The 26,260-nt window shown below is 67.5% G+C and carries 26 protein-coding genes; 6 read left to right on the top strand and 20 right to left on the bottom strand.

Annotated elements, in window-relative coordinates; translation table 11 throughout:
• Position 1 precedes the first annotated feature (1 nt).
• The 6 genes from CUR96_RS16275 to CUR96_RS16300 all read right to left on the bottom strand — a co-directional run bounded on the left by CUR96_RS16275 (position 2) and on the right by CUR96_RS16300 (position 7,245).
• Complete coding sequence (locus tag CUR96_RS16275) at positions 2 to 1,213, bottom strand: polysaccharide pyruvyl transferase family protein (protein ID WP_102194375.1); 1,212 nt, start codon at positions 1,211 to 1,213, stop codon at positions 2 to 4.
• On the bottom strand, positions 1,210 to 1,920 hold the full coding sequence (locus CUR96_RS16280; RefSeq protein WP_102194376.1) for an HAD family hydrolase: 711 nt from the start codon (positions 1,918 to 1,920) through the stop codon (positions 1,210 to 1,212). Before CUR96_RS16280 ends, CUR96_RS16275 begins: the two co-directional genes overlap by 4 nt.
• Entirely contained in the window at positions 1,913 to 2,908 is a 996-nt protein-coding gene (locus CUR96_RS16285) for an ATP-grasp domain-containing protein (protein WP_102194377.1), read from the bottom strand. Before CUR96_RS16285 ends, CUR96_RS16280 begins: the two co-directional genes overlap by 8 nt.
• Positions 2,908 to 4,041, bottom strand: a complete 1,134-nt coding sequence (locus CUR96_RS16290) for a DegT/DnrJ/EryC1/StrS family aminotransferase (RefSeq protein ID WP_219722010.1) — start codon at positions 4,039 to 4,041, stop codon at positions 2,908 to 2,910. Before CUR96_RS16290 ends, CUR96_RS16285 begins: the two co-directional genes overlap by 1 nt.
• Positions 4,038 to 5,852, bottom strand: coding sequence for a polysaccharide biosynthesis protein (locus CUR96_RS16295; protein WP_245861393.1), 1,815 nt, complete (start codon positions 5,850 to 5,852; stop codon positions 4,038 to 4,040). The genes CUR96_RS16290 and CUR96_RS16295 overlap by 4 nt, the downstream gene beginning before the upstream one ends.
• A gap of 229 nt (positions 5,853 to 6,081) precedes the next feature.
• Complete coding sequence (locus CUR96_RS16300; protein WP_102194379.1) at positions 6,082 to 7,245, bottom strand: hypothetical protein; 1,164 nt, start codon at positions 7,243 to 7,245, stop codon at positions 6,082 to 6,084.
• 100 nt (positions 7,246 to 7,345) lie between these two features.
• Between CUR96_RS16300 and CUR96_RS16305 the strand changes: the two genes are divergently transcribed.
• Together CUR96_RS16305 and CUR96_RS16310 are read left to right on the top strand one after the other, a co-directional pair.
• Entirely contained in the window at positions 7,346 to 8,713 is a 1,368-nt protein-coding gene (locus tag CUR96_RS16305; RefSeq protein ID WP_180969080.1) for a polysaccharide biosynthesis tyrosine autokinase, read from the top strand.
• 78 nt (positions 8,714 to 8,791) lie between these two features.
• Entirely contained in the window at positions 8,792 to 10,237 is a 1,446-nt protein-coding gene (locus CUR96_RS16310; RefSeq protein ID WP_102194381.1) for a polysaccharide biosynthesis tyrosine autokinase, read from the top strand.
• Between the two features lie 15 nt (positions 10,238 to 10,252).
• On the opposite strand, the gene CUR96_RS16315 is transcribed toward CUR96_RS16310, so the two are convergent.
• On the bottom strand, positions 10,253 to 10,711 hold the full coding sequence (locus CUR96_RS16315) for a GtrA family protein (RefSeq protein WP_102194382.1): 459 nt from the start codon (positions 10,709 to 10,711) through the stop codon (positions 10,253 to 10,255).
• A gap of 63 nt (positions 10,712 to 10,774) precedes the next feature.
• Between CUR96_RS16315 and CUR96_RS16320 the strand changes: the two genes are divergently transcribed.
• Together CUR96_RS16320 and CUR96_RS16325 are read left to right on the top strand one after the other, a co-directional pair.
• Positions 10,775 to 11,557: a glycosyltransferase family 2 protein gene (locus CUR96_RS16320; RefSeq protein WP_146008173.1), complete on the top strand. Its 783-nt coding sequence runs from the start codon at positions 10,775 to 10,777 to the stop codon at positions 11,555 to 11,557.
• 35 nt (positions 11,558 to 11,592) lie between these two features.
• Entirely contained in the window at positions 11,593 to 13,098 is a 1,506-nt protein-coding gene (locus tag CUR96_RS16325) for a hypothetical protein (protein ID WP_102194384.1), read from the top strand.
• 22 nt (positions 13,099 to 13,120) lie between these two features.
• Here the strand turns inward: CUR96_RS16325 and CUR96_RS16330 are convergent, their stop codons facing one another.
• Positions 13,121 to 13,582 (bottom strand): VanZ family protein, encoded by a 462-nt coding sequence (locus CUR96_RS16330; RefSeq protein WP_180969081.1) that lies wholly within the window; start codon positions 13,580 to 13,582, stop codon positions 13,121 to 13,123.
• Between the two features lie 3 nt (positions 13,583 to 13,585).
• On the opposite strand from CUR96_RS16330, the gene CUR96_RS16335 reads away from it, so the two are divergent.
• Positions 13,586 to 14,533, top strand: coding sequence for a Ppx/GppA phosphatase family protein (locus CUR96_RS16335; RefSeq protein WP_102194483.1), 948 nt, complete (start codon positions 13,586 to 13,588; stop codon positions 14,531 to 14,533).
• Between the two features lie 57 nt (positions 14,534 to 14,590).
• Here the strand turns inward: CUR96_RS16335 and glmM are convergent, their stop codons facing one another.
• The 8 genes from glmM to CUR96_RS16375 all read right to left on the bottom strand — a co-directional run bounded on the left by glmM (position 14,591) and on the right by CUR96_RS16375 (position 21,272).
• On the bottom strand, positions 14,591 to 15,949 hold the full coding sequence (glmM, locus tag CUR96_RS16340) for a phosphoglucosamine mutase (protein ID WP_102194386.1): 1,359 nt from the start codon (positions 15,947 to 15,949) through the stop codon (positions 14,591 to 14,593).
• A gap of 14 nt (positions 15,950 to 15,963) precedes the next feature.
• A complete protein-coding gene (gene rpsI, locus CUR96_RS16345) occupies positions 15,964 to 16,449 on the bottom strand; it encodes a 30S ribosomal protein S9 (protein WP_102194387.1) in 486 nt (161 codons plus the stop codon).
• Between the two features lie 27 nt (positions 16,450 to 16,476).
• A complete protein-coding gene (gene rplM / locus CUR96_RS16350; RefSeq protein WP_102194388.1) occupies positions 16,477 to 16,923 on the bottom strand; it encodes a 50S ribosomal protein L13 in 447 nt (148 codons plus the stop codon).
• A 225-nt stretch (positions 16,924 to 17,148) separates the two neighbouring features.
• Positions 17,149 to 17,817, bottom strand: a complete 669-nt coding sequence (locus tag CUR96_RS16355; protein ID WP_102194389.1) for an endonuclease/exonuclease/phosphatase family protein — start codon at positions 17,815 to 17,817, stop codon at positions 17,149 to 17,151.
• A 76-nt stretch (positions 17,818 to 17,893) separates the two neighbouring features.
• Complete coding sequence (gene truA / locus CUR96_RS16360) at positions 17,894 to 18,748, bottom strand: tRNA pseudouridine(38-40) synthase TruA (protein ID WP_102194390.1); 855 nt, start codon at positions 18,746 to 18,748, stop codon at positions 17,894 to 17,896.
• A 38-nt stretch (positions 18,749 to 18,786) separates the two neighbouring features.
• Positions 18,787 to 19,254, bottom strand: a complete 468-nt coding sequence (gene rraA, locus CUR96_RS16365) for a ribonuclease E activity regulator RraA (protein ID WP_102194391.1) — start codon at positions 19,252 to 19,254, stop codon at positions 18,787 to 18,789.
• Positions 19,255 to 19,256: 2 nt separating this feature from the next.
• Positions 19,257 to 20,798, bottom strand: coding sequence for an APC family permease (locus tag CUR96_RS16370; protein WP_102194392.1), 1,542 nt, complete (start codon positions 20,796 to 20,798; stop codon positions 19,257 to 19,259).
• Positions 20,799 to 20,903: 105 nt separating this feature from the next.
• A complete protein-coding gene (locus CUR96_RS16375) occupies positions 20,904 to 21,272 on the bottom strand; it encodes a winged helix-turn-helix transcriptional regulator (protein ID WP_102194393.1) in 369 nt (122 codons plus the stop codon).
• 95 nt (positions 21,273 to 21,367) lie between these two features.
• On the opposite strand from CUR96_RS16375, the gene CUR96_RS16380 reads away from it, so the two are divergent.
• Positions 21,368 to 22,222 carry an SDR family oxidoreductase gene (locus CUR96_RS16380; RefSeq protein WP_102194394.1) on the top strand — a complete coding sequence of 285 codons (855 nt, stop codon included), beginning with the start codon at positions 21,368 to 21,370 and terminating at the stop codon, positions 22,220 to 22,222.
• A 188-nt stretch (positions 22,223 to 22,410) separates the two neighbouring features.
• Here the strand turns inward: CUR96_RS16380 and CUR96_RS16385 are convergent, their stop codons facing one another.
• Genes CUR96_RS16385 through CUR96_RS16400 form a run of 4 tightly spaced genes read right to left on the bottom strand, consistent with a single transcriptional unit; the run spans position 22,411 to position 26,217 of the window.
• Positions 22,411 to 23,583 carry an NAD(P)/FAD-dependent oxidoreductase gene (locus CUR96_RS16385; RefSeq protein WP_102194395.1) on the bottom strand — a complete coding sequence of 391 codons (1,173 nt, stop codon included), beginning with the start codon at positions 23,581 to 23,583 and terminating at the stop codon, positions 22,411 to 22,413.
• On the bottom strand, positions 23,580 to 24,662 hold the full coding sequence (locus CUR96_RS16390; RefSeq protein ID WP_102194396.1) for a Gfo/Idh/MocA family protein: 1,083 nt from the start codon (positions 24,660 to 24,662) through the stop codon (positions 23,580 to 23,582). The genes CUR96_RS16385 and CUR96_RS16390 overlap by 4 nt, the downstream gene beginning before the upstream one ends.
• Positions 24,662 to 25,432: an amino acid ABC transporter ATP-binding protein gene (locus tag CUR96_RS16395; RefSeq protein WP_102194397.1), complete on the bottom strand. Its 771-nt coding sequence runs from the start codon at positions 25,430 to 25,432 to the stop codon at positions 24,662 to 24,664. The genes CUR96_RS16390 and CUR96_RS16395 overlap by 1 nt, the downstream gene beginning before the upstream one ends.
• A complete protein-coding gene (locus CUR96_RS16400) occupies positions 25,429 to 26,217 on the bottom strand; it encodes an amino acid ABC transporter permease (protein ID WP_102194398.1) in 789 nt (262 codons plus the stop codon). Before CUR96_RS16400 ends, CUR96_RS16395 begins: the two co-directional genes overlap by 4 nt.
• Positions 26,218 to 26,260 lie beyond the last annotated feature (43 nt).

Here is a 26,260-nt window from a genome sequence, read left to right on the forward strand (position 1 = left end):
CTCAGCTGTCTCCATTCAGATATGCATCGCGGGCCGAGCGCAGCTTCACGCCGGTGCGAGGAAACGCGGCGGCATACGTCTCGCGTTGGCGCCGGATGATGCCCTCGAAATCGTCGACGACGGCATCCAGCGCCTCGACGTAGTCCATGAAGAAGTAGTCCCGCAGATCGTGGGGCTGCCCTTCGAGCACTCCCTCGAGTGCTCCCACGTTCTTGCCGTAGTAGTACTGCTTGTCCCCGAGGACGTCTTTCAGCACGCTGACGAATGGCGTTCCCACGGACAGGGCGAGGATCACCGCGTGGTATCGACTGGAAATGACCAGCTCCGCGTCGCGCACGAGCGCGACAGCGTCTTCGATCGGCAGGTATCCGCGCCCGGTGATGTCGAACATCTCCACGTCGCCGAGTCGTTCCGCCAGAAGCCGCCCTTGATCGACACCGCCGTGTCCCAGGTTGAACGGGAGGAAGACGACCCCCAATCCATGATCGTCCGCCATGCGCTGAGCGAATCGTTCGAAGTGTGTGAAGTTCTCGGCGATGAAATCGGTGGGCAGGTAGGTCTCCATCACGACGTACTTGCCCACCCGCGGCTCCCGGTCCGGGGTGAGACGTTCGTCGATGAAGAGAAGATCGTCCGGCAAGGTGTGGATCCGCCCGGGCTGGACACCTGCCTGGTTCAGCCAGTGCGGCGAGAGAATCGTGTCCCGCGCTCCGAATCGGGCGTTCGGCAGTGAACCGAAGAAGCTCGCGAAGAACTCGGTGTCACCACGGAACGGTCCGTAGCCGTTGGCAGTGAAGACGACCGGGATGTTCATCGTCGCCGCGACGAGCGTCGGCGCGATGATCTGAACCAGCCGCTCGATGCGGTGGGGCTGGGTCCACAGCGAATTGAAGTAGCCCCCTCCGTTGACGTAGAGAGTATCCATCTCTGCCACTGCTGCGGTCACCTCGTCGAGGTTCTCGATCTCACGCAGGATCTCCATCGGAGTGAGGTACCGAGTGTCCCGACCCTCCGTGAATGCACCGGCGCGAAGCGCGACCTCGACAAGGCGCACGTTGCGCCCCCCGAAGTAGTCGTCGCGGATCTTCTCGACGAACGGCCTGTCGTAGACGAAAATCGTCGCGTCCTGGGCTTCGAGCGAGTACACGTTGTTGACGAGCATCGCGTAGTCACCGAAGTTGACATCCGAGTAGGGCCCTGTGAATCCGATCACTGCGGCAGTCTTCCTCTCTCACGGCTGGACGGAGCGCCCGCCGGGGTTCGTGCGGTCGCACCGGTCGTGGGGAAAGTCGAGATCGTCTCGTCGACGTCGAAAGCGTCGTCGACGGCGTAGTGCAGACCGAGCGGGCGGCGGACGCGGACGGTACGCCACCCCAGTTGCCGCGGGGCATTGAAGTCCTTCTTCGGGTTGTCTCCGAAGTACACGAATTCGATGCCCCGCAGCGGGAACTTCGATTCGATGAGGCGGAAGGCGTTCTCGCTCGGCTTGGTCCACTCGGGTCCATGGTCACCGGTCACGACGATGTTTTCGAGAACCTCATCGAGCTTCAGCGCGCGTAGTTTCCGCCACTGACCGGCGGCATACCCGTCCGTGATGACGCCGGTGCCCACGGCATCATCCGGGAGATTGCGCAGGTACGACTCGGCGTCTGCCAGGAGGGCGATCGCAGGAGGATGGTCCCGATACTCCTCGACGAAGACCCGAGTCGCTTCTGCAGGCAATGCGAAACGGTCGACGATGAGATCGAACGTGTTGCCCCGAACCCCCTGCTCGAAGAGCGACCACGCATGATCACCGACACCGTCCACGCCGTAGAGGTCTCGCGCGATGTCGCCGATGTGCGCGAACCCGCTCCGAACGTAGTCGCGCTCGAGGTAGAGCGTGTCGTCCAGATCGAACACGTAGACACGGTCAGGCATCAAGGCTCCGTGTGTCGAACCCTGACACGATCACCTCGGTGTCGTAGCGCAGGAGGAGAGTTCCCGCATCCCACTCCAACTCCGGGACGTGCTCACCTCGGCCGTCTCGCAACAGGGCGTCGAAGAAGTTCGCGCCGGCGAGATGGGCGAGAGGATATCCGCCACCGAAGCGAGGATTGATCTCGATGATGTTGATCTCTCCGGTGGAGGGATCGTAGAACACCTGCACATTGAGAGCACCGTAGGCGCCGGGCAGGCGTGCTGCGACCTCGCGAGCCACCTCGATCACGGCAGGGTAGTCGACTGTCACCCCCTTGGACACCTCACCACCGCGCACTTCGATGCGCCGCCGTGGCACGATCGCCAGGACTCGACCACTGCGCCCGACCGCGAAGTCCACCGTCACCTCGAAGCCCGGAGCTCGGGACTGGACGATGTAGCTCTCGTCGAGGTTCTGCACGCCCAGCATGTCGAAAGACTCGGCAAGCATGACGCCGATGCCCGACGAGCCCGAGCGCGGCTTCGCGACGACGGGGCCCTGCAGGCCCCCCGAAGGCAGATCGGAGACCTCGAAAGTCTCGACGGTCGGCAGGCCCTGCTCTCTCAGCCATCTGTACAGCGACCACTTGTCCCAGCCCAGTCGGGACACCTCGGGACTCGACACCCAGACATCGATCCCGTGCGCGGAGAACTCGTCCCGATGATTCGCGTACACCTCGATCTCAGGATCGATGGTGGGGATGATGACCCCGACATCATGCTTTCGCGCAATCTCCAGCGTTCGCGGGATGAATGCCGCGTCACGAACCGAGGGAACCAGCTCGAAGGCATCGGCCAGTCGCCCTGCCGCAGACAACTCCGACCGGTCAGTCGCGATCACGCGAGACCGAGCGCCGTGCATCGGCTGCTTCTGCAGCAGCGTGACGAGTGAGCCGCGACGCCCGGCGCTCGACAGCAGCCAGGCCGCCTTCTCGGATTGAGCTGCCATCAACGAACCGCCAGGTACTCGGAGATCGCCCCGAGAACTCGCCCACGCTGATCATCGCTCAGCGCTGATCCGCTGGGAAGCGTCAGACCACGCTCGAACAACGCCTCTGACGTGCCGTCGATCTCGCCGCGGTACTTCGCGAATACCGGCTGCCTGTGCATCGGCTTCCACAGCGGCCGGCTTTCGATGTTGCCGGAGGCGAGCGCAGCAGAGAGATCTTGCGGCGTCCAGCCGGTGACACTCGAATCGACCAGGATCGAGGTCAGCCAGACGTTGTCGTTCTCATCGTCGGCGCCGCCGAACACCTCGACGCCGTCGACGCGGGCGAAGAGCCGCTTGTACTCCTCGCGCATCTCGCGACGCTTGGCGATCATCTCGTCGAGCCTCGACAACTGAGCCCGCCCTAGTGCCGCGAGGAGATTGCTCATGCGGTAGTTGTAGCCCACATCGGTGTGCTCGTAGTGGACGACCGGCTGACGCGCCTGCGTGGCCAGGTAGCGCACGTGCTGCGCGAACTCGGCGTCGTCTGTCAGCAGCATCCCGCCGCCTGACGTCGTCATGATCTTGTTGCCGTTAAACGACACGATCGACGCGCGGCCGAATGAGCCGGCCGCCTTGCCGCCATGGCTCGCGCCGAGCGACTCCGCCGCGTCCGCCAGGACCGGCACACCGAACTCCCCCGCGATCGCGAGGATCTCCGTGTAGTCGACCGCCTTGCCGAGCAGGTCGACCGGCACGATCGCCCCCACCCGCTCGCCATCCGCGCGCAGCCGTTCGAGCGCCGCGCGGAGCAGGGTGGGGTTCATGTTCCCCGTTGAAGCGTCGGCATCGACGAAGTACGGCTCGGCCCCCGTGTACATGATCGCGTTCGTCGTGGCTGCGAAAGTCATCGTCGACGTCACGACGATGTCACCCGGCTGAACGCCCAGAGTGATCAATCCGAGATGCAGCGCCGCGGTGCCGGAGCTCAGTGCGACACCCTCCGCCACACCGACCCGTTCCGCGAGCTCCCGCTCGAAAGCGTCGACATCCGGGCCCAGCGGCGCGATCCAGCCGGAGCGCATGGCCGCCACGACGGCGTCTTCTTCGAGCTGCGTCACATCAGGTGACGACATGTAGATGCGTTCGCTCACGCCTTCGGTGCCCTCTCAAGGTTTATCGGCTCGATGATGGCCGTGTCGTTGTTGCGCGGGTTCGACTTCATGCGCGCTTCCCAGCCCGCCTTGTCGAGCCGCTCGGGAGTGATCACGTCGGCGCGCGTGTGCGACACCTTGGGATGGAACGGTCGCGCCAGGTTCTCCTTGTGCCCCACGAGCTCCTCGTGCAGCTTCTCGCCCGGGCGAAGACCGGTGAAGACGATCTCGATGTTCTGCCCGGACATCGCGATCATGCGCTTGGCGACGTCGAGGATCGACACCGGCTCGCCCATGTCGAGGATGAGCACCTCGCCGGCACGACCGATGCCGCCCGCCTGGATGACCAACTGGCAGGCCTCGGGAATCGTCATGAAGAAGCGCGTCGCCTCGGGGTGCGTGACCGTGATCGGCCCGCCCTGGGCGATCAGCGACTGGAAAGTCGGCAGCATCGATCCGCGGCTGCCGATGACGTTGCCGAAGCGCACGGACAGGTAGCGCATCCCGGTCTCTTCGCCCGCCCATGCGGTGAGCTTCTCGGCGACGCGCTTGGAGTGCCCGAGCACGCTCGTCGGGTTCGCCGCCTTGTCTGTGGAGATGTTGACGAACGTCGTCACCCCGACCCGCCGAGCGGCACGGATGATGTTGAGCGAACCGAGGACGTTCGTCTTCCACGCCTCATCCGGGTACTGCTCGAGCATCGGAAGGTGTTTGAGCGCCGCCGCGTGGAACACGACCTCGGGGCGCCGCTCGTCGAAGAGATCGTTCATCAGGTCCGCGTCGCGGATGTCGGCGAGCACGACTTCGTTCGTGTCGAGGAGGCCGTGCCCCTTCGTACCCAGTTGCGCCATCTGGAGGCCGGTCTCGTCGCGGTCGAGCATGATCAGCTCGCTGGGACCGTACTTCGCCAGCTGGTGGCAGAGCTCGGATCCGATCGATCCGCCGGCGCCGGTGACGAGCACGCGTTTGCCGGTGATGTACCCGGCGATCTGCTCGACGTTGGTGTCGACAGGGTTGCGGCCGATGAGGTCTTCGATGCTGATGTCGCGCACGTCGGACGGCGATTCGGCCCCAGACTTCAGGCTGGCCAGCGTCGGGGTGACGGCGACGCGGAGCCCTGCCTTCTCACCCTGGTCGCTGAGCTTGCGCATCAGCGCGCTGTCGGCCTGGCCGACCGCGATGATGAGCATCGTCGCGCGGGTGTCGCGGGCAGCAGCTTCGATGTCGCTCGTGCGGCCGATCACCGGAACGCCCCGCAGGCGCAGATTGGCCTTCGCAGGGTCGTCGTCGAGCAAACCGACAGGGCGGAAGGGTGATGTCGGATCGGTGTTGACCTGATGCAGCAGCCGGTCGGCGATGTAACCGGCGCCGACGATGAGCGCCGGTTCTGCATCGGCGCCGGGCTTGCGTGCGCGATCGAGCATGAGCCGGGCGACGTATCGCACGCCGAACATCAGCAGCAGCACGACGGGAGCCGCCAGGAACGAGGTACCGCGGGGCACGCCGATCAGCGGACCGAGCGGAATGATGAACAGTGCGATGACAATCGTCTCGGCCAGCACGAGCAGCCCGAGTGTGCGCACCTCTTCGAAAGAACCGTACGTGTAACGACCCCGGTACAGCGCGAGGTAGTACCCCGCACCGACATGCAGCCCCGCTGCGACAAGGCCCAGCAGCAGCGTGGAGGTCCAGCCTCGCACTTCCATCATGAACTCGAATCGCAGGGCGACAGCGAGCAAGATGCCGAGCGCCCATGCCGCGCCGTCCACAGTCGCGGCGAATGCACGACGGCGTTTCTGGGCCACTGACATGGTCTGCATCGTAGAAATCTCTCCGGTCATCAATGGCACATCAGGTCTGGGGTCCACACGGATCAACTCTCTCTGCGCTCCCCCAGCACCGAAACCTATGATTCCACACCCAGTGGACGAATCAGTGCACGATGTGCGCGGAATAAGACCCCGATCGTTGTGCGGGTTGCGTGTCAACCGGGCCGATCAGGGCGTTCCGTCGGTTCGCTCGCCGGACGAGCGGAGAGGGTCAGAGGACCCCTTCGCCGCCCTCGGCCGGAGGAGGCTCCTCCACAGGTGGAGTGGTCGGATCCACAGGCGGCGGTACCGGCTCCTCGGTCGGGGTCGGCGCCGGCTGCTGGTTCTGCTGCCGATTCTCCCGCTCTCGGCGCTCGGCCTCCGCACGGTCTTCGTCGGCGACCGCCTGATCGGTGACGAGCGCGACGACGGCGTCACGGAAAGCCGTGACGGCGGCTGCACCCTCGACGCCGCTGAGCTTGGTACTCACCACGTGCGCCGCTGCATTGGACACCGCGTCGCGCAGAACCGCATCGGCATCCGGATTGTCTTCGATCGCCTTCGCGCCGAGGGCCGTGAACGAGACGGCAAGTGCCTCGAGGTTCGCGACATGCTGGGCATCGAGTGCGTCGAGTGCCGTCCTGTCATCACGCAGTTCCGCCGTCACCTCGTCGAGCGAAGCGAGTTGGGCCTGGGCCGCATCGATCGCGACCCCGACCTCCGACAACGAATCCTCGTCGATGTCGCCGCGAACGTACGGGTCCACGGATTCAGGCAGCACGATGCCTTGAAGGGCGGCGGCGTGCCGATCGATCTCCGCAATGACCCCGTCGGCCAGCGCCGCATCCAGCACCGGAATCGTGGCGGTGGCTTGCGTCGACCGGGGATCCGGCGCCTGCCGTGCGGCGTCGATCGCGGTCCGCAGCGCCGCCCCGTTCGCAGAGCTGGTCGCGACTCTTGCCGCCAGCCGCTCATGGGCGGATGTGAATGCCTGCTCGGCATTCTGGATCATCGCCTCATCGGCACGCAACGACTGCATGGCCCCGTCAGCGGGACTCGCGTTCGCGATCTGCACTCCACCGACGATCGCCGCAGCCGATACGGCCACGACCGCGAGCGATGCGGCGACCATGGCGAGTCCGTCGAAGCGGCGGCGGCGGCGCTTCCTGGCCGAAACGGGCGGCGCAGGAATGACAGCCGGCGCAGCATCGGCCACCGCCTCCTCGACGAGCTGTGACAGACGCTGCGCGCTCGCGCGCGGCCGCGTCATGTCGAAATCCTCACTCGGATCGCCGAACATCTCGGTGAGCCGGCGCACGGTGTGATGGTCGTCGAACGTCGAGGACGCCTCTTCGATGCGAGGGCCCTGAGGGAAGAGCTGTGCGAGTGTGGTCATGGCGGGTTTCGGCGGTGTCGTGGGCGTACCTATAGTTTTGTCTCAGACGAACATACCCCTGCGTGCTGTTCGCCCTCCCGTCCCGCCATCAGGAGCGCCCATGGATCTTCCCGACTTCGTGCGCCTTCTGCGACGCCAGCTGGTGCTGGTGATCGCATGTCTGATGATCGGCGTCTCGGGGGGCGCGCTGCTGGCCATGTTCACGCCGCAGCGGTTCGAAGCATCAGCGGAACTGATGATCTCCGTCAATGCCCGCGACGGCGCGACGGCCGTGGAGCTGACGCAGGGCACGAGCTACGCGCAGCAGGTCGTCGAGACGTATCGCTCCATCATCACGAGCTCTCTGGTCCTCGACCCGGTGATCGACGACCTCGGGCTGCCGACGACGGCCCCGGAACTCGCGGAGCGTGTGCGCGCCAGCGTCGGGATTCGGAGCACCATCATCTCCATATCGGTGACCCACACGAATCCGGGGCAAGCCGCCCGGATCGCCAACGCCGTCGGCGACAGCTTCTCCACTCTGGTCACCGAACAGCTCGAGAACCGCACGGCTGACGCCGCCTTCCGCATCCGCATCGTCCCGCTCCAGGCCGCGCAGGTGCCACTCGAGCCCGTCGCCCCGAACATGCGCATGTCGCTGATCCTCGGCGCAGTGCTCGGCCTCGGATCCGGTATCGGAATCGCGATGCTGCGCACCGTGCTCGACACCCGCATCCGCACCCTGGCCGATCTCGAGACGACCGTCCAAGCTCCCGTGCTCGGTGGCATCGCGCACGATCCGGATGCCGCGTCTCGGCCGCTCATCGTCGCATCCGACCCACTGGATCCGCTCGCGGAAGCCTTCCGTGGTCTGCGCACTAACGTGCGCTTCCTGTTTCCTTCCGGCGAACCGGGTGTGTTCGTGATCACGAGCTCCGGTCCCGGCGAGGGCAAGACGACCACTGCGGCGAACCTCGCCATCGCCTTCGCGGAGTCCGGGATGCGCGTCGTGCTCGTCGACGGAGACATGCGCCTGCCTCGGGTCGCCGAGCGCTTCGGCATCGAGGGAGGCATCGGCCTGAGCGACGTGCTCGTCGGACGCGTCGCCGTGACCGACGTCATCCAGCGCTGGGGGCGCGGCGCGCTTTTCCTGCTTCCTGCGGGCACGATCCCTCCGAACCCCGCCGAGCTTCTCGGGTCGCCGAGCATGGAGACTCTGATCACCACCCTCACGACCGCGTTCGACGTCGTCATCATCGACACGCCACCGGTCCTGCTCGTCACCGACGCCGCAGTCGTGTCTCGTTTCGCCACGGGTGCCATCGTCGTCGCCGCGGCGGGATCGACGACGAAGCCACGCCTCGCCGAAGCCACACAGCGTATCGAAGCGGCCGATTCGCGTGTGCTCGGTACTGTTGTAACCATGCTCCCCACCAGCGGAGCGGACAAGACGGCCTATGGAACCTATGCGTATGGGGCGCGCAGGTGAGCGCACGGGGAATCTCTCAGCCTGGCTGAGGGCGACGCTCTTTCCGACGAACTGAACCAAAAACTCAGGAGATCTCCCGTGGAACTTCGCGACTACGTGCGCATCCTGCATAAGAACTGGATCCTCATCCTGGTTCTTCTGCTGCTCGGACTCGGCGGCGGCACCGCATACGCGCTGCTGCAGCAGCCGAAGTACGTGGCTTCCACGCAGCTGTACGTCTCCGTGCGCACCGAGGGTGCCGCGACCGGCGACCTGGTGCAGGGCACCACCTTCGCTCGCCAGATGGTGACGAGCTACGTCGACGTCGTCGGCACAGCCCTCGTGCTCGAGCCGGTCATCGAGGAGCTCGACCTCGAGACCTCGGTGGCTGCGCTCAGCTCGCGCATCACGGCGAGCACTCCGCTCAACACCGTCCTCATCGATATCGCCGCGACCGACACCGACGCGGAGATGGCATCGAAGATCGCCAACGAGGTCGCGAAGAGCTTCGCCACTGCTGTGCAGGACACCCTCGAGCAGCCCGCCGCCGAGGGCGCCACCAGCCCGGTGCAGATCACGATCACCGAGCCGTCGGTGCCGCCGACGGCGCCGACGAGCCCGAATGTGCGGATGCTGATCCTGCTCGGCGGAGTTCTGGGTCTTGCCGCCGGAATGGGGATTGCGATGCTGCGCACGGTGCTCGACACCCGCATCCACACGCTGCACGACATCGAGCACATCACCGACAAGCCGATGCTCGGCGGCATCGCGTACGACCCGGATGCGACCAAGCGTCCGCTCATCGTGCACGCCGACCCCCGCAGCCCCCGTGCGGAGTCTTTCCGCACGCTGCGTACGAACCTCCAGTTCCTCAACGTCGAGTCCGGCCCCCGCGTCTTCGTCGTCTCGAGCTCCGGACCCGGCGAGGGCAAGTCCACGACGACGGCGAACCTGGCGATCGCTCTCGCCGAGACCGGCGCTCGGGTCGCCCTGATCGACGGCGACCTCCGGCTGCCGCGCGTGGCCGAGTACCTCGGCATCGAAGGCGGCGTCGGACTCACCGACGTGCTCATCGGCAGGATCGACGTGTCGGATGCCCTGCAGAAGTGGGGCACGAACGACCTCTACGTGCTGGCCAGCGGGCGCATCCCGCCGAACCCCTCGGAGCTGCTCGGCTCGGCTGCGATGGATCAGGTGCTCAAGCCCCTGGGCGAGTACTTCGACTACGTGCTCATCGACGCGCCGCCTCTGCTGCTGGTGACCGACGCAGCGGTGATCGGCAAGAAGGCGCGCGGCGTCATCCTTGCGGCCGCATCGGGCAAGACGAAGAAGCAGGAGCTCGCCGGCGCGATCCGCACCCTGGAGACGGCCGGAGTCTCGATGCTCGGCGTCGTCGTCACCATGCTGCCGACGAAGGGCCCCGACAGCTACGCATACGGCGCCTACACCTACGGGTCGACGCACACGCTCGAGCAGGCGCCGACCGAGTTGAGCGCCGCCCAGGCGAAGCCGAAGCGTCGCGCGAAGGCCAAAGCCAGCGCCTGATCGCGTCGCAGCCGATCAGTCGGAGGGAACGACGGCCGGCGCGGCCGTGCGGAAGACGACCTTGTGGTACAGCACGAACCGCAGCAGCACGACGATCACGATGCTGATGAGGTTCACGACGTTGACGCCGAGAGGACCCGGTGTGCGCTCCAGCACGGCGGTGAGCATCTGCACGCCGACCCACACCAGTGCCGCCCCCAGTGCGGTGCAGGCCGCGTTCACCAGCACGAACAGCACGAGCTCGTTGACCCGGCTGCGCCGGTCGCGATGACGGAAGGTCCACTCGCGGTTCCCGATGTACGCGTTCACCAGCGCCACGAGCGAGGCGATCACCTTGGCCCAGACGAGGTCGGTGCCCCAGACGTAGACGAGCAGGTTGAACACACCCACCTCGATCAGGGTGCTCACCCCGCCGACGATGAGGAAGCGGCCGCCGACGGAGGCGAGTCGGCGCAGGCGTGAGCGAATATCCATGTCTCCATTAGTCTAGGAGGGAGTGCGATCGTTCACTCTCGACGCATCGCAGTGAGGTTCCCCGTGCCAGTAGCCCATCTCGTCGTCGTCATGCCCGCCTACAACGAGGCCGAGGGCATCCGCGGCTTCATCGACGAGATCCGCGAGCATCTCGCGTCCGCCGCGAAGCGGATCAGTTTCGTCGTCGCCGATGATCAGTCCACCGACGGCACGGCAGCGGCTCTCGCCGGTGTCGACGGTGTCCATGTCGAGCGCCAGCCCGCCAATCGCGGTCACGGCCCCACCGCCCTCGCCGCGTATCGCGCCGGATTGGCTCTCGCACCCGATGTGCTCGTTCACGTCGATGGCGACGGACAGTTCGTCGGCCGGGACTTCTCCCGGCTCGTCGCCGCGCTCGTGGAGGAGAACGCGGATGTGGTGCACGGCGTGCGCGACGGGCGCACCGATCCCTGGTTCCGCAAGGTGCTCACCGCCTGCGTCGGCGTGCTCATCGCGCTGGCTGCCGGACGCCGCATCCCCGACGTGAACACTCCCCTGCGTGCCTACCGCCCAGAGACGATCGGCCGGCTGCTCGACGCGGTTCCGTCCGATGCTCTCGTGCCCCACGTTCATTTCTCCCTCGCCGAAGCCCGAGCCGGCCTCACCGTGCGCTATCTGCGAGTGCTGAGCATCCCACGGCGCGGCGAATCCGAGACCGGAACCATGTGGGGCGGCGCGCCACGCCCGAGCCTCCCGCCCCAGCGGCTGCGACGCTTCGCGCGCGCGGCGCTCAGCGAGGTCTGGGCCTGGTCGCTCAGGCCGGGCGCACCGCTGCGCAGCATCCCCGCAGCTGACGGTCAGCAATAGCCTGCGAAGACGCCCCGACTGCCCGAAGGACGCCCATGAAGAACCTGAGCACGGCGATGTTCTGGCTGCTCGCGGCCTGCCTCATCATCGCGCACGTCATCGTGGCCTGGCACAGCCTGGTGGTCATGCGGTTCTGGGAGGATGAGGCGTTCAACCTCACCGTGCCGCTGAACCTGGTCGCCGGCCTCGGCTACACCAGCGACGGGGCCCTCTCCGGGTCGACATTGACCCCCTTCGATCCGCGCATCTCCACCGGCGTGTCCGTGCTGCTTCCAGCGGCTGCGGTGGTCGCAACCGGTATCGACCCCGTCATCGGAGCTCGGCTCATCCCGCTCGCGTACTGGGTGCTTCTCCTCGCCGGCCTCGCCGTGCTGGGCAGCCGCATTGCCGGCCGTTGGGGAGCGCTGACGGCCGTGGCGGTGCCCCTGGCGTTCAACTCCGCACTGACGATCTCGCCGATCCAGGGCCCCGCCGACCTGCTCGGTGAGATCCCCGCTGCGGCGCTCATCGTGTGGGCCCTCGTCGTACTGCCCCGCCGCGCCTGGCTCGCGGGGCTGCTCCTCGGCTTCGCCGTGCAGGCCAAGCTGATCGCGCTGCTCGCGCTGCCCGCCTTCGCGGTCGCGCTCTGGATCCTTGCACCGGGCAGCGGGATGGAACGCCTCCGCGCAACCGTCCGGCGTTCCTGGTTGCCCCTCGCACTGGTGGCCATCCCCACCTTCCTCGTCGAGGTCGCCGCCCTCCTCTCTCTCGGACTGGACGGCTTCATCGACCATCTCCGCTCGCTCGCCGGCTTCCTCCGCAGCGGCGGACAGCACTACGCGCCGACCACGGTCACGCAGAAGGTGGGCACGCTGCTCGACGCCTGGTTCCTGCCGTGGTGGGTGACCCTGGTCGTCGTGCTCGCGGCATCGTCGCTCATCATCGGGGCGGTCCTGATCTCGCGCCGCAAGCCCGACGATGCGATGCCGAGCGACGCCGGCGTCCCGGCTCCCGCGGGCGCTCACACCGTTCCGACCACCGTCCAGTACCTCGGGCTCGCGGCCATCACCGGCCTCGCCGCGTACGTCGGCTGGTGGACGACAGCATCCCACCTCCCGCTCTGGGTGCGGCACCCCGCTCCGGGCGTCTACGCGTTCCTGCCGATCCTCGCCGCCGTTGCGGTCTGGAGTCTGCAGATGCTCTGGCGCTCCCCCGCCCGTCCCATCCGCGTCGCCACCGCGGCAGCCTCGGCGCTGCTCGCCATCGCTCTGGGCGCGGGCGGCGCACTGCACGCCGCAGCGATGTTCTCTCCCGGATGGGAGACGCTGGAGACCCAGCGCACGGCGGTCGCGCCGATTCGAGCCTGGGCCGCCGAGAACGACATCCGCTGGCTCGCTGCCCAGCCCTGGGGAGGAGCCACGTCGGCCGTGGTGCTGTCGGGGACGCATCTGGGGCTGTTCGACGCTCCCGAGATGGCAGGCGTGCCACGGCTCACCCTCGAGGCGTGCACGACCGAAGTGCTCGTGGACGGCCCGGTGTACCGGGTCTGCGCCGCTCCCTGATCTCTTCGCTTCAGCCGGCGGATCAGTCGGTGCGACGGCGGAACAGGGCCTCGAACGCGGCGACCCCGACGAGTCCGACGCACGCACCGGCGAAGTTGGCGACCAGGTCGATCACGGTGGGACTGCGGCCCGCGAGCAGCAGCGCCTGGATGCCTTCGATGGCCAAAGTCGCGAGGAGGCCCAGCGGAGCGACCAGGTAGCGGTGTCGGGGCAGCATCAGCGCCAGCCCGACCCCCAGCGGCACGAACAGCAGAATGTTCGCCGCGAACTCGACGCGCACCGAGGTCAGCATGGGAGCGAACTCGCGGATCTCCCTCAGCCACGGCGAGATCCCGAAGTCCGAAGGGTCCGGCCAGAACACGATGTAGAACACGACCGGAACGTAGACGAGCGCCCACGTCGACACCCGACGCCACCACGGCCTCTGCCGCCGCTCGTCGTCCATACCCGGTCCACCGTCGCTCTTCACAAGGAATAGTCTCATATGGTGCGCCTGGGAGTTCTCGACATCGGTTCGAACACCGTCCATCTGCTCGCCGCCGACGTCCGCCCCGGGGGCCGTCCGCTGGCGAAGACGAGCGACCGCACGGTCTTGCGGCTGATGCGCTATCTCACGCCCGATGGCGCGATCACCGAGGACGGCGTTCTGGCGCTGATCGCGGCGGTCACTCAGGCGCGGGCCGTCGCCGAGGCGGAGAAGGTCGACGCCCTGCTCGCCACAGCGACGAGCGCGGTGCGCGAGGCACGCAACGGCGAAGACGTCATCGCCCGCATCGAGGCGGCTCTCGGGCAGCCCCTCCAGGTGCTCGACGGAGAAACCGAGGCGGAGCTCACCTTCCTCGCCGTGCGGCGCTGGTTCGGGTGGTCGGCCGGGCAGCTGCTTCTTCTCGACATCGGCGGGGGCTCTCTGGAGATCGCCGCGGGCGCCGAGGAGGTGCCGGCGGCAGCCGCATCCGTGCCGCTGGGAGCCGGGCGCATGACCGTGCAGTTCCTGCCGAACGATCCGCCCGGCGAAGACGACGTCGAGCGTCTCCGCGAGCACGCCGCGGAGACGCTGGCGCCGATCCTCCCCCGCTTCGCCGCGCTGCCGAAGCCCGACCACGTGGTCGGATCCTCCAAGGCCATCCGCTCCCTGGCACGCCTCGTCGGCTACCCCGCGCCCGGTTGGTCGGGCAGCGACCGGATGCTGTTGCCGCGCGCCGCACTCGGCTCGTGGATCCCGCGGCTGGCCCGACTGCCGGCCTCCGCGCGTCAGGAGCTCCCGGGGATCACACCCGACCGGACGTTCCAGATCGTCGCCGCAGCCGTCGCACTGCACACCACGATGCGCGCGCTCGACCTCGACGAACTCGAGGTGTCGCCGTGGGCACTGCGCGAGGGTGTGCTGCTGCGCTACATCGAGCGGCTGACCTGGGGCGGCGCCGCCGAACGATAGAACCGGCCGGCCGCTGTGTTTCGGCGACCGACCGGCTCTTCCCTGCCTGTTCGGCTGTCAGAGAGCGAGACGCTCGAGGACGAGGTCTGCGAGCCGCTCGGCGTGCCGCTTCACGGACTCCGCATCGGCGGCCTCGACCATCACGCGCACGAGCTGCTCGGTACCGGAAGCGCGCAGCAGCACGCGACCGGTGTCGCCCAGCTCGGACTCGATCTCGCGAACCGCGGCGAGCAGTCCGTCGTCGTCGTTCACCCGGGTGCGGTCGACACCGCGCACGTTGATGAGCACCTGCGGGTACACCGTCATCACCGAGGCGAGCTCGGCGGCCGTCTTCTTCGTCCTGGCCATCTCCGCGACGAGGTGGAGGCCGGTCAGCAGGCCATCGCCGGTCGTGGCGTATTCGCTCATGATGACGTGGCCGGACTGCTCACCGCCGAGCGCATAACCGCCGGCGTTCATGTCCTCGAGCACGTAGCGGTCGCCGACCGCGGTCTGACGGACCGTGATCCCGTGCTCGCGCATCGCGACGTGCAGGCCGAGGTTGCTCATGACGGTGGCGACGAGCGTGTCGTCGGTGAGGTGACCGCGCTCCTTCATCGAGACGGCGAGGATCGCCATGATCTGGTCACCGTCGATGACCTTGCCCGCGGCGTCGACCGCGAGGCAGCGGTCGGCATCGCCGTCGTGCGCGATGCCGATGTCGGCACCGAGGCGGATGACGGCTTCCGCGAGGTTGTCGAGGTGGGTGGAACCCACTCCCTCGTTGATGTTCAGGCCATCGGGGTCGGCGCCGATCACGGTGACTTCCGCGCCGGCGTCCTTGAACGTCTCCGGCGAGACGCCGGACGCCGCGCCGTGGGCGCAGTCCAGCACCACGTGGATGCCGTCGAGCTGGTTCGGCAGTGAGCCGAGCAGGTGCACGACATAGCGGTCCTCAGCATCCGAGAAGCGGCTGATCCGTCCGACGCCTGCGCCGGTCGGCAGAAGCTTCTCCCCGGACATCGCGGCTTCGATACGCGCCTCGACGACATCGGGGAGCTTCACGCCGCCGCGGGCGAAGATCTTGATCCCGTTGTCGGGAGCCGGGTTGTGCGAAGCCGAGATCATGACTCCGAAGTCGGCATCACGGTCGGCCACGAGGAACGCGAGCGCCGGGGTCGGGATGACTCCCGCGTCGAGCACGTCGACACCCGAGGAGGCGAGGCCGGCGGCGACGGCTGCAGAGATGAAGTGACCGGACACGCGGGGGTCACGGCCGACGACGGCGGTGAGCCGCTTGCCTTCGGCCTTGCGGGCCTCCGCAGTACGGCCCTGGCCCAGGACGACAGCAGTCGCCTGGGCCAGGGAGAGCGCGAGGTCGGCGGTGAGGACGCCATTGGCGAGTCCCCGCACGCCGTCCGTGCCAAAGATCGGCATCGGAGCAGCGGACCTTAACGCTTCGAGTACTGAGGCGCCTTGCGGGCCTTCTTGAGTCCGGCCTTCTTGCGCTCCTTGACGCGAGCGTCGCGCGAGAGGAAGCCGGCCTTCTTCAGGGTCGGACGGTTGTTCTCCTCGTCGATGCCGTTCAGCGAACGGGCGATGCCGAGGCGCAGCGCGCCGGCCTGGCCCGAGGGGCCGCCACCGGAGATGCGGGCGATCACGTCGTACGCGCCGGTGAGGTTGAGCACCGTGAACGGGTCGTTGATCAGCTGCTGGTGCAGCTTGTTCGGGAAGTAGTCCTCGATCGTACGGCCGTTGACCGTGATCGTGCCGGAGCCGGGGACGATGCGCACGCGGGCGATGGCCTGCTTGCGACGGCCGACAGCGGCGCCCGGGACGCTGAGCACGGGGCGGGGAGCCGCCTCGACTGCTTCGGTCTCCGGAGTCGAGGTCGAGAAGCTCTGGGGGGTTTCGGTGGTGTCCTGGATGTCAGCCACGAGTATGTCCTTAAGTCTTTACGGCGCTTACTGGGCGACCTGGTCGAGGGTGTACGGCTGGGGCTGCTGCGCGGCGTGCGGGTGCTCGGCACCGACGTACACCTTGAGCTTCGACAGCTGCTGACGGCCCAGGCTGTTCTTGGGGAGCATGCCACGGATGGCCTTCTCGACAGCGCGGACCGGGTTCTTCTCGAGGAGCTCGGCGTAGGTGACCGACTTCAGGCCGCCCGGGTAACCCGAGTGACGGTAAGCCAGCTTCTTCTGGAGCTTCTGACCGGTGAGCGCGACCTTCTCTGCGTTCACGATGATGACGAAGTCACCCGAGTCGATGTGGTTTGCGAAGGTCGGCTTGTGCTTGCCACGCAGGAGCGTTGCGGCGTGCGAGGCGAGACGGCCGAGAACGACGTCTGTGGCGTCGATGACGACCCAGTCACGCTGGACCTCGCCGGCCTTCGGGGTGTAAGTGCGCGTCACGATAGTGCTGCTTTCTTGTTTTCGAACGGAGGAGTTCGTGAATCCCACTCCGGGGTGGTTCTTCCCTTTGTGAATCGGGGGAACACGCCAGTGGAGGGCTCACGTTCGGAGGATGTCCCGATCCTGCAGCTCCGAAGAGCGCACAGAGAAGGGCACCAAAGAGTCAGCATACGCCATCCGGCGTGCTTCTCTCAAACTCGGGGCCCTCGCGCAGCTCCGTCGAAGTCAGTCCGGCTGCGCCGTGATCAGGATCGGCCGGTGATCGCTCGACTTCTGCGGCAGCGTCGTGATGCGCTCGATGTCGAAGCCGACCGAGGTGGCGAAGTCGTAGTGCCCGCGGAAGACGCGGTAGCGCGTGTAGGTGTGATCGTCGCTGAGACTCAGCGTGTAGCCGTGATCGCGCACCGTCTGGCTGAGGTTCTCTTTGAACACGGGGTAGTTGTAGTCGCCGACCATCAGCACCGGCAACCCCTCCCCGAGAGTCTGGAGCTCTGTGAGAGCCGCACGGATCTGGTGACGGCGCAGTCTGTTCAACGCGGTGAGAGGCGCCGCGTGGAACGAGGCGACGATGACGTCGCGCCCCTGATCGATGTCGTGCAGACGCACCCCGAGCACTCGCTCGTGGGCCGGTCGCAGCAGGATGTCGTGCAGCGACTTCTTCAGCCCGATGGTGCGGATGCTCTTCACCTGGAACGTGTTCGCCCGGTAGTAGACGGCGAGTCCGAGCCGGTTGCCCTGCGTGGCCTGCGCCATCGCAAGATCGCCGATGCTCTCGGGCAGCCCCTGCACGTCGCACTCCTGCAGGCACAGGATGTCGGGAGCGTGCTCCTCTTCGAGGGCGACGAGCTCGGTCGCCGCCCTGTGCTTGCGGAGGTTGTAGGAGATGACCTTCATCGTGCTTCAACGCTACCCGGTCGCCACGCGCCGGACCTGGGCATTGACACACGCCGTGGAACTGGTCAGAGTGCGTTCACTCGCTGGACGCCCCGGCATCGCGGCGAGCGCGTGTCTGACTGGCGCGCACGGCGAGCAGGTCATCCGCCGGGTATCCGACCTCTGTGAGCGTGAGTCCGCGCGCGGCGAGCACCTTGAACTCGCTGGTGCGCTCCAGAGCGTCTCGGAGCATCGCGGGGTCGGAGATGCCGAGGCGCCCTTCGCCGACGGCTGCGCACGCACCGACGAGCGACCGGACCATGCTGTGGCAGAAGGCGTCGGCCTTCACCTCCGCAACGAGCACGCCCTCGGCGTCGCGCTCCCAGCGGAAGTCGAGAAGCGTGCGGATGGTCGTGGCGCGCTCGCGGGGGATGCAGTAGGCGGCGAAGTCGTGCAGTCCGATGAGGGAACGGGCGGCAGCATCCATCGCCTGCTCATCCAGATCACCGCGGATGCCGGTGGTGTCGTGTCTGCGCAGCGGATCGTATCCGGCGCCGTCGTCGGCGAGGCGGTAGCGGTACCGGCGCCAGACCGCGGAGAAACGGGCATCGAACCCCTCCGGTGCGAGCGACGATCGCACCACCGTGACATCGGGGTAGGCGCCGAGCACGCCGCGCATGCGCCCCGCGATCGAACCGGCCGGGTCGTGCGCGGCCTTCCCATGCCGCCGCTCGACGCGCGACCACTGCTCGTCGTCGAGATCGACGTGGACGACCTGCCCCGAGGCGTGGACTCCGGCATCCGTGCGTCCGGCGACGACGAACTGCACGTCGGAACCCACGATCCTCGCCAGCGCCGCCTCGAGGGTGCCCTGCACGGTGCGCAGCGTCGGCTGCTTCGCCCAACCGCGGAAGTGGGTGCCGTCGTAGGCGATGTCGAGCCGGATGCGCACAGATCCAGCCTAGGACACCGGGCACCGGCGGCCGGGGCTCACCGTTCGACCAGGATGCCGTCCTCGTCGCTGTACAGATGTGCACCGACACGGAAGACGACACCGCCGAACTCGAGCGTGACGTCGGCCTCGCCCGTCCCCTCCTTGGCGCTCTTGCGCGGGTTGGTGCCGAGCGCTTTCACCCCGAGATCGAGCGAGCCGATGGCCACGCTGTCGCGGACCGCACCGTGGATGACGACGCCGGCCCAGCCGCCGGCGACGGCCGATCCGGCGATGAGGTCGCCCATCAGTGCCGTGTTCAGCGAACCGCCTCCGTCGATGACGAGCACCGCCCCGCCCCCGGGCGAGGCGAGGATCGTCTTCACGAGGGCGTTGTCCTCGAAGCAGCGCACCGTGCGGATGGGACCGTCGAACGCAGCCCGACCGCCGAAGGAGCGCAACTGCATCGACAGCGACTGCAGGCTCTCGCCGCGTTCGTCGTACAGATCGGCTGTGGCGACCGGCATCCTCAGATGCCTCCGTCGATCGAGCGCGTGAATTCTCCCGGCTCGTCCGGCACCATGACCTCGGTGTCGCGGTTCAGGCTCTCGCCGCGGAAGAACCGCTTCGAGCGCGGGAACAGGAACCAGACCAACATCAGCACGACGCCGACGGCGAGCGACCCGATGCCGACGACGAAGGTGCCGCCGATCCCGAACAGCACCGTGTAGCCGTAGTCGACGTCCCACATGTCGATCGCCGATTGCACGAATGCGCCGGTGAGCATGAGGGCGCCGAGCAGCGGGAACAGCCCCTTGAAGAAGAAGGCGCTCGCGGAGCGGAACAGGTCCGCGCGGAAGTACCAGACGCAGGCGAACCCGGTGATGGCGTAGTAGAAGGCGATCGCGAGCCCGAGCGAGAGGATCGAGTCCTGGAGGATGTTGTCGCTGATGAGGGTCATGCCGACGTAGTACGCGATGGCGACGACTCCCATGACCAGCGTCGAGAACGACGGCGTCTTGTACTCGGGGTGCACGTCCTTGAACTTCGCCGGCAGCGCCCGGTAGACCCCCATCGCAAGAGTTCCGCGGGCCGTCGGCAGGATCGTCGTCTGCGTCGACGAGATGGCGGAGAGGATCACCGCGACCACGAGCGCCCAGCCGAAGGGGCCGAGGAGGCCGTCCTTGATCGCGAGGAAGAAGTCGTCGGCGTTCGCCTCGTTGCCGAGCCCGGTGGCATCATCGCCGAGCCCGGCGTACATCATCGCCGCGATCGTGACCGAGACATACGTGACGAGCAGGATGACGGTGGTCAGCAGCGCGGCTCGACCGGGGATCCGCTTCGGATCCTTCGTCTCCTCGTTCAGGGCGAGGCAGGTGTCCCAGCCCCAGTAGATGAAGAGCGCGAGCAGGATCGCCTCCGTGAAGGCGGACCAGTCCGTGAACGCGAACGGGTTCAGCCACTCCCATTCGAACGGTGTCGGGTTCGGCGCGGTGCCGGCGGCGAACTGCCAGAAGGCGGCGATGACGAACACGGCCAGTGCCAGGTACTGGATGCCGAGCAGCACGTTCTGGATGCGCTCGCCGATCTCGACACCGCGCCAGCTCACCCAGGTCATCGCGGCGATGAAGATCACCGCGACGATCACCACGCGCAGGTCGTTGTTCTCGAGGTCCTGGCCGATCAGGGCCCAGAAGTAGACCGAGGCGATCTGCGCGAGGTTCGCGAGCACGACCATGCCTGCCACCGCGACGCCCCAGCCGCCCGTCCAGCCCACCCAGGGGCCGAAGGCCTTGGTGCTCCAGGTGAAGGTGGTGCCGCAGTCGGGCACCGCATTGTTGAGTTCGCGGTACGCGAAGGCGATGAGGAGCATCGGGATGAAGGCGATGATGAACGCGATCGGGGCTTGCGCACCGACAGCGAGCACCACCCAGCCGAGGGTCGCGACCAGCGAGTACACCGGCGCGGTGGAGGCCAGACCGATGACGGTGGATCCCCAGAGCCCCAGCGTGCCCGCCGCCAGTCCCTTGCCCTCGGGTCGTTCCAGATGAATAGGCGTCGTTGCAACCATGTTGTGAACAGTAGAGCCACCACTGTTCTCGGGTCAAGCAATTGACGACTACAACGGAATTCGTGGGTCAATCAGCACTTGAACGACGAAATCCGCGGCTGGTGGTCAGGATGCGCGGCCGAGCATCCCGTCTGAGTTCTCGGCGACCCACTCGACGAGCGGCAGCATCCGCTCCATGAGATCGCGGCCGAGCGGAGTCAAGCTGTATTCGACATGCGGAGGCACCGACGGGAACGACTCCCGTCGCACGAGGCCGTCTTCCGCGAGTGTGCGCAGCGTCGACGCGAGCATCTTCTCGCTGATGCCCCCGACCTCTCGGCGGAGCTCTCCCCAGCGTCGAGTGCCGTCCGACAGCGACGAGAGCACGAGCACTCCCCATTTGCTCATGATGTGGTCGAGGACGACCCGCGTGCTGCATCCCGGATCGAACACCATCGGCGACGATTCCTTTATCTGCGCGAAACTAACCGTCATGTAGGTACCTTACTTCAAAGTGGGTACCTGCTGGGCGGAAGGTTTGGGACGGGAAGCCGGTTGTCACGGACGATCCATCCACGAAAGGACTTCTCATGACCATCCTCATCACCGGCGCCACAGGTCAGCTCGGCCGCCTCGTCATCGACAGCCTCCTCGAGCGCGGCGCGGAGCCGCAGAGCATCGCGGCAGGGGCGCGCGACACCGCGAAGGCATCCGACCTCGCCGCACGCGGCATCCGCGTCGTCGAACTCGACTACGACGTCCCCGCGACCGTGCAGGCCGCAGTCGAGGGAGCGGATTCCGTGCTGCTGATCTCCAGCTCCGCGGTCGGCCAGCGGGTCGCGCAGCACCAGGCCGTCATCGACGCCGCGAAGCAGGCCGGTGTGGCGAAGCTCGTGTACACGAGCGCGCCGAAGGCGACCACGAGCGATCTCGTCCTCGCGCCGGAGCACAAGGCCACCGAAGAGCTCATCGCAGCATCCGGCATCCCCTCCGTGATCCTGCGCAATAACTGGTACACCGAGAACTACGCCGACACCTTCACGCAGGCGACCGGGTCGGGCGTTCTCGCCGCGAGCGTCGGCGAGGGTCGTGTCGCCTCGGCCAGCCGCCGCGACTTCGCCGATGCCGCAGCCGCCGTGCTCCTCGAAGACGGCCACACCGGCGCCGTGTACGAGCTGGGTGGTGACGTGGCGTGGAACTTCGACGACCTCGCGGCGGCGATGGCCGAGGTCTCCGGCCGACCCGTCGCCTACCAGGCGCTGTCGGCGGAGGAGCACGCGGCCGCGCTCTCGGACGCCGGCCTCGACGCAGGAACGGTCGGGTTCGTGACGGCTCTGGATGCCGGCATCCGCGGCGGCGCACTCGCCGACACCGACGGCACGCTCTCCCGCCTCATCGGGCGTCCGACGACGCCGCTCGTCGAGGGACTGCGCTCGATCGCGTAAGCGGACTCCGCATCCGGTCCGTTCCGGGTGCAGTTGGTGCCGCCGACTCTCGAAGCGGACGGCACGAACTGCACCCGGAACATTCGGGACCGCCGCGGCAACGGCACGAACTGCGCCCGGAAGGTTCCGACTCGGGGCTGGCGACACGAGGTGGGAAGAGCATCGGGGCCGGCCCCGGAACCGTGCGGCTACTGCGTGACCGGCGCCCAGGCGCCGATGGCGACCTCGCCGAGCTCGGCATCGGCGTCGAACCTGTCCAGGCGGAACGCGTCGAGCACGGGCGAGGGCTGCCCCGTCATGATCTCCTCCGCGACGAGTTCGCCGAGGATGAGACCCAGGGTCGCTCCGGAGTGAGTGAACAGCGTGTACAGCCCGTCGATCGCCGACACCGCACCGACGACGGGCTCGCCGTCGCCGGGGATCGGCTTGAGGCCCGCTGCAACGCGCTGAGCCGTCAGCTTCGGCCGACCGGCGAGAACCCGCGATCCCTCCTCCAGCAGCCCCTGCACCGAGGCATCCGGCACCGTGAGCGAGCCGTCCTCGCCCACGACGACCGACTTCTCGGCCCAGTCCGCGTCGAGGACGAGCCGGCCGTCCGGCATCGGCCGCACAGCCACACGCGGCGTGTTCAGCACCGTCCGGACCCGCGGATCGACGGGCTCGGTGATCACGACGAAGGCGGCGGGCGTGGCATCCGGAACGTGCACGCCGAGAGCTGCGAGCTGCGCGGGTACATGCCCGCCGGTCGCCAGCACGACCCGATCGGCAGCCAGACGGGTGCCGTCGCCGAGAATGACCCCGGCGGCCGCACCGTCCTGCACGTCGACGCGCACGTCTCCGGCGTCCTCGATGAGCTCGGCGCCGTCGGCGACGGCCTCCGCGAGAAGCGCGGCGATCAGGTCGGGCAGGTTCACCCAGCCCTCTCCCCTGTTGTAGATGGCACCCTCGTCGGCCACGGCGTCAGCGGCGACGTCAGGAGTCAGCGACGCCACCTGTTCACGAGAGAGCCAGACGGAGTCGTACCCGCCCTCCCGCTCGTAGGCGAAGGTGTCCGCGAAGCTCTCGTCCTCGCCTCCCCACTTCAGCGCGCCGTCGAAGCGCAGGTAGCTCGCGCTCTCCTCGTGACGCTCCCTCCAAGTACGGTAGCGGTCGATTCCGATGAGACGCAGGTACCGGTACTCGGTCGAGCGGGCGCCCGAGGAGTTCAGCCAGGCGATCGAACGTCCGGAGGCTCCGTCGGCGGGCTTGCCGGACGTGGCGAGGGTCACGCGGGCACCAGCACGTGCGAGATGCGCGGCAGTGGAAGCGCCGAGGATGCCTGCGCCGATGACGGCGACGTGGAGTGGCTGCGGGTTGCTCATCGTTGTCCTTCGTTCAGGTGGGAATCGTGTCGACGCAGGGGCGTCTCGGCGTGCAGGCACTCGATGAGCTCGAGCACCGCGACGGAGTCGGCCGGGTCGACGGGCAGCGGGGCACCGCTGCGGATGCTGTCGGCGAGCGCGCGATAGAACGCTCCGTAGTCGCCACGGAGAGTGGGGAGCGGCGCGAGCGAGCCCTCGACGCCGAGCACGCCCCAGCGCTCGGGCGGGGTGACACCGTAGTCGTCGTCCGTGGGCGAGGCGCCGGCGGCGAGCGCGGCCTCCTGCCCATCCAGTCCATAGGAGGTGTAGCCGCTCTCAGAGCCCAGTACGCGGAAGCGCGGACCGAACTGGGCGGCGAGCGAGTTCATCGACAGGTGCGAGATCGTGCCGGACGCGTGGCGCACCGCGACGAACGCATCGTCGTCGGCGACCCCGGCCGGCCGGTTCACGGCGAGCTCGGCGCTCGCCTCCGCGATCGGGCCGAACAGCTGCACCGCCTGATCGATGAGGTGGGTGCCGAGGTCGAAGAGGATGCCGCCGCCCTGCGCGGCGGTCGCCTCGGCCTTCCAGCTCGCGCGGATCTCAGGCCTGTGCCACTCGAACCGCGACTCGAAGCGACGGACGGCACCCAGCCGTCCGGTCCTCACGAGGTCGCGGATCGTGAGGAAATCACCGTCCCACCGTCGGTTCTGGAAGACCGTGAGGCGACGACCGAGCCGCTCGGCGCGCGCGATCAGGTCGCGGCCCTCTTGCGATGTCACGGTGAACGGCTTGTCGACGACGACGTCGAGTCCGGCCTCCAGCGCAGCGGTGGCGATGTCTGCGTGGGTGGCCGGCGGAGTGCCGATCACCACGAGGTCGAAGTCGTCCGCGCGGTCGAACATCTCGTCAACGGATCCGATGACGGATGCTGACGGGTACCGCTTCGCGGCCTCCGAGGCACGCTCCGGGTCGCCGGTGACGATCAGGTCGAGCGAGTACGCCCGGTCCGCCGCGAGGAAGGGGCTGTGGAAGACTCTGCCCGACACGCCGAATCCGACGACGGCAGCTCGGATCGGCCGCTGCTCGGCATCCGCCATCACAGCACCTCCGAGAGGAACAGCCGGAGCCGGTCACTCTGCGGGTTGTCGAAGATGTCGTCCGGGGTGCCCGCTTCGACAACCCGACCCTCATCCATGAAGACGACCTGATCGGCGACCTTGCGGGCGAAGCCCATCTCGTGTGTGACGACGAGCATCGTCATGCCGCGCTGGGCGAGTTCGGCCATCAGATTCAGCACGCCCTTCACGAGCTCGGGATCGAGGGCACTGGTGGCCTCGTCGAAGAGCATGACCTCGGGCTCCATCGCGAGCGCACGGGCGATCGCGACGCGCTGCTGCTGACCGCCCGAGAGATCGCGCGGGCGGTGGTCCGAGCGTTCGGCGAGACCGACCTCGGTGAGCCGAGCCAGAGCGATGCGCTCGGCCTCGCCCCTCGACATCCGCTTCACGTTGCGCAGCGCGAGAGCCACGTTCTGCAGCGCGGTGTGGTCAGGAAAGAGGTTGAAGTGCTGGAAGACGAGGCCGACGCGGCGGCGGAGCACGTCGGGCTTGAGCGCGAGTGCGTCGTCGTCGGCGAGCTGGACGCTGCCGCCCTTGGGCTCGTGCAGGCGGTTCACACCGCGCAGGAGCGTGGACTTGCCGGATCCCGACGGTCCGATGATGCAGGTGGTGGTACCGGGTTCGACAGTGATCGAGACGCCGTTGATGACGTCGATGTCGCCGTACGCCATCTGGAGGTTCTCGAGCTGCAAGCGAGACCCCTCGTAGAAGCGGCCCTCGGTGACAGGCACGGGCGAGGTGTAGGTCATGTGTTCTCTCCACGGGTGTAGACCGGGCTGAGGGACTGCTCGGCGACCTCTTCGAGGCCGCTCTTGGGCGGTGCGGCCTTGCGCCGGCCGGTGCGGAAGCGGTCGTCGAAGTAGTTGACCAGGTGCGTCAGCGGCACCGTGATCACGAGGTAGAAGACGCCCGCCATGACGAGCGGCGACAGGTTGCCGGTGAGGACTGCGGCGTCCTGGCCGACGCGGAACAGCTCGCGTTCGCTGACGAGCAGGCCCAGGAAGTAGACCAGGGAAGAGTCCTTCACGATCGCGATGAACTGGTTCACCAGCGCGGGCAGGACCCGTCGGATGCCCTGCGGAACCACGACCAGGCGCATCGCGCTGCCGTACGTCATGCCGAGGGCGCGGCAGGCTTCGAGCTGGCCTCGTTCGATGCTCTGGATGCCGGCGCGGAAGATCTCGCCGATGTACGCACCCGCGATGAGGCTCAGTGCGAGGATGCCGAGGGGGTAGGGCGACGGACCGAAGAGTTGCCGGCTGATGGCGGCGAAGCCCTGTCCGATGAGCAGGATGGTGAGGATCGCCGGCAGGCCGCGGAAGATGTCGGTGTAGATGCGCGCCGGGATGCGCAGCCAGCGGGTGCGGGCGACGCCCATGACCGCGAGGATCATGCCGATCACGATGCCGAGCACCGTGGCGGCCACCGAGATGATGAGGGTGTTCACCAGCCCCGTTCCGAGCAGCTGCGGAAGCACTTTCCACATCGCCTCGAAATCGAGGAATGTCTTGATGATCTTGTCTAGCCAGTCCATGGGATCTCCTGTTCGGGGATGCGGGGCCGCAGCCGGGGCCGGG

Source organism: Microbacterium aurantiacum (assembly GCF_002872075.1).
In the GTDB taxonomy this organism is placed as follows: Bacteria; Actinomycetota; Actinomycetes; order Actinomycetales; family Microbacteriaceae; genus Microbacterium; species Microbacterium aurantiacum_A.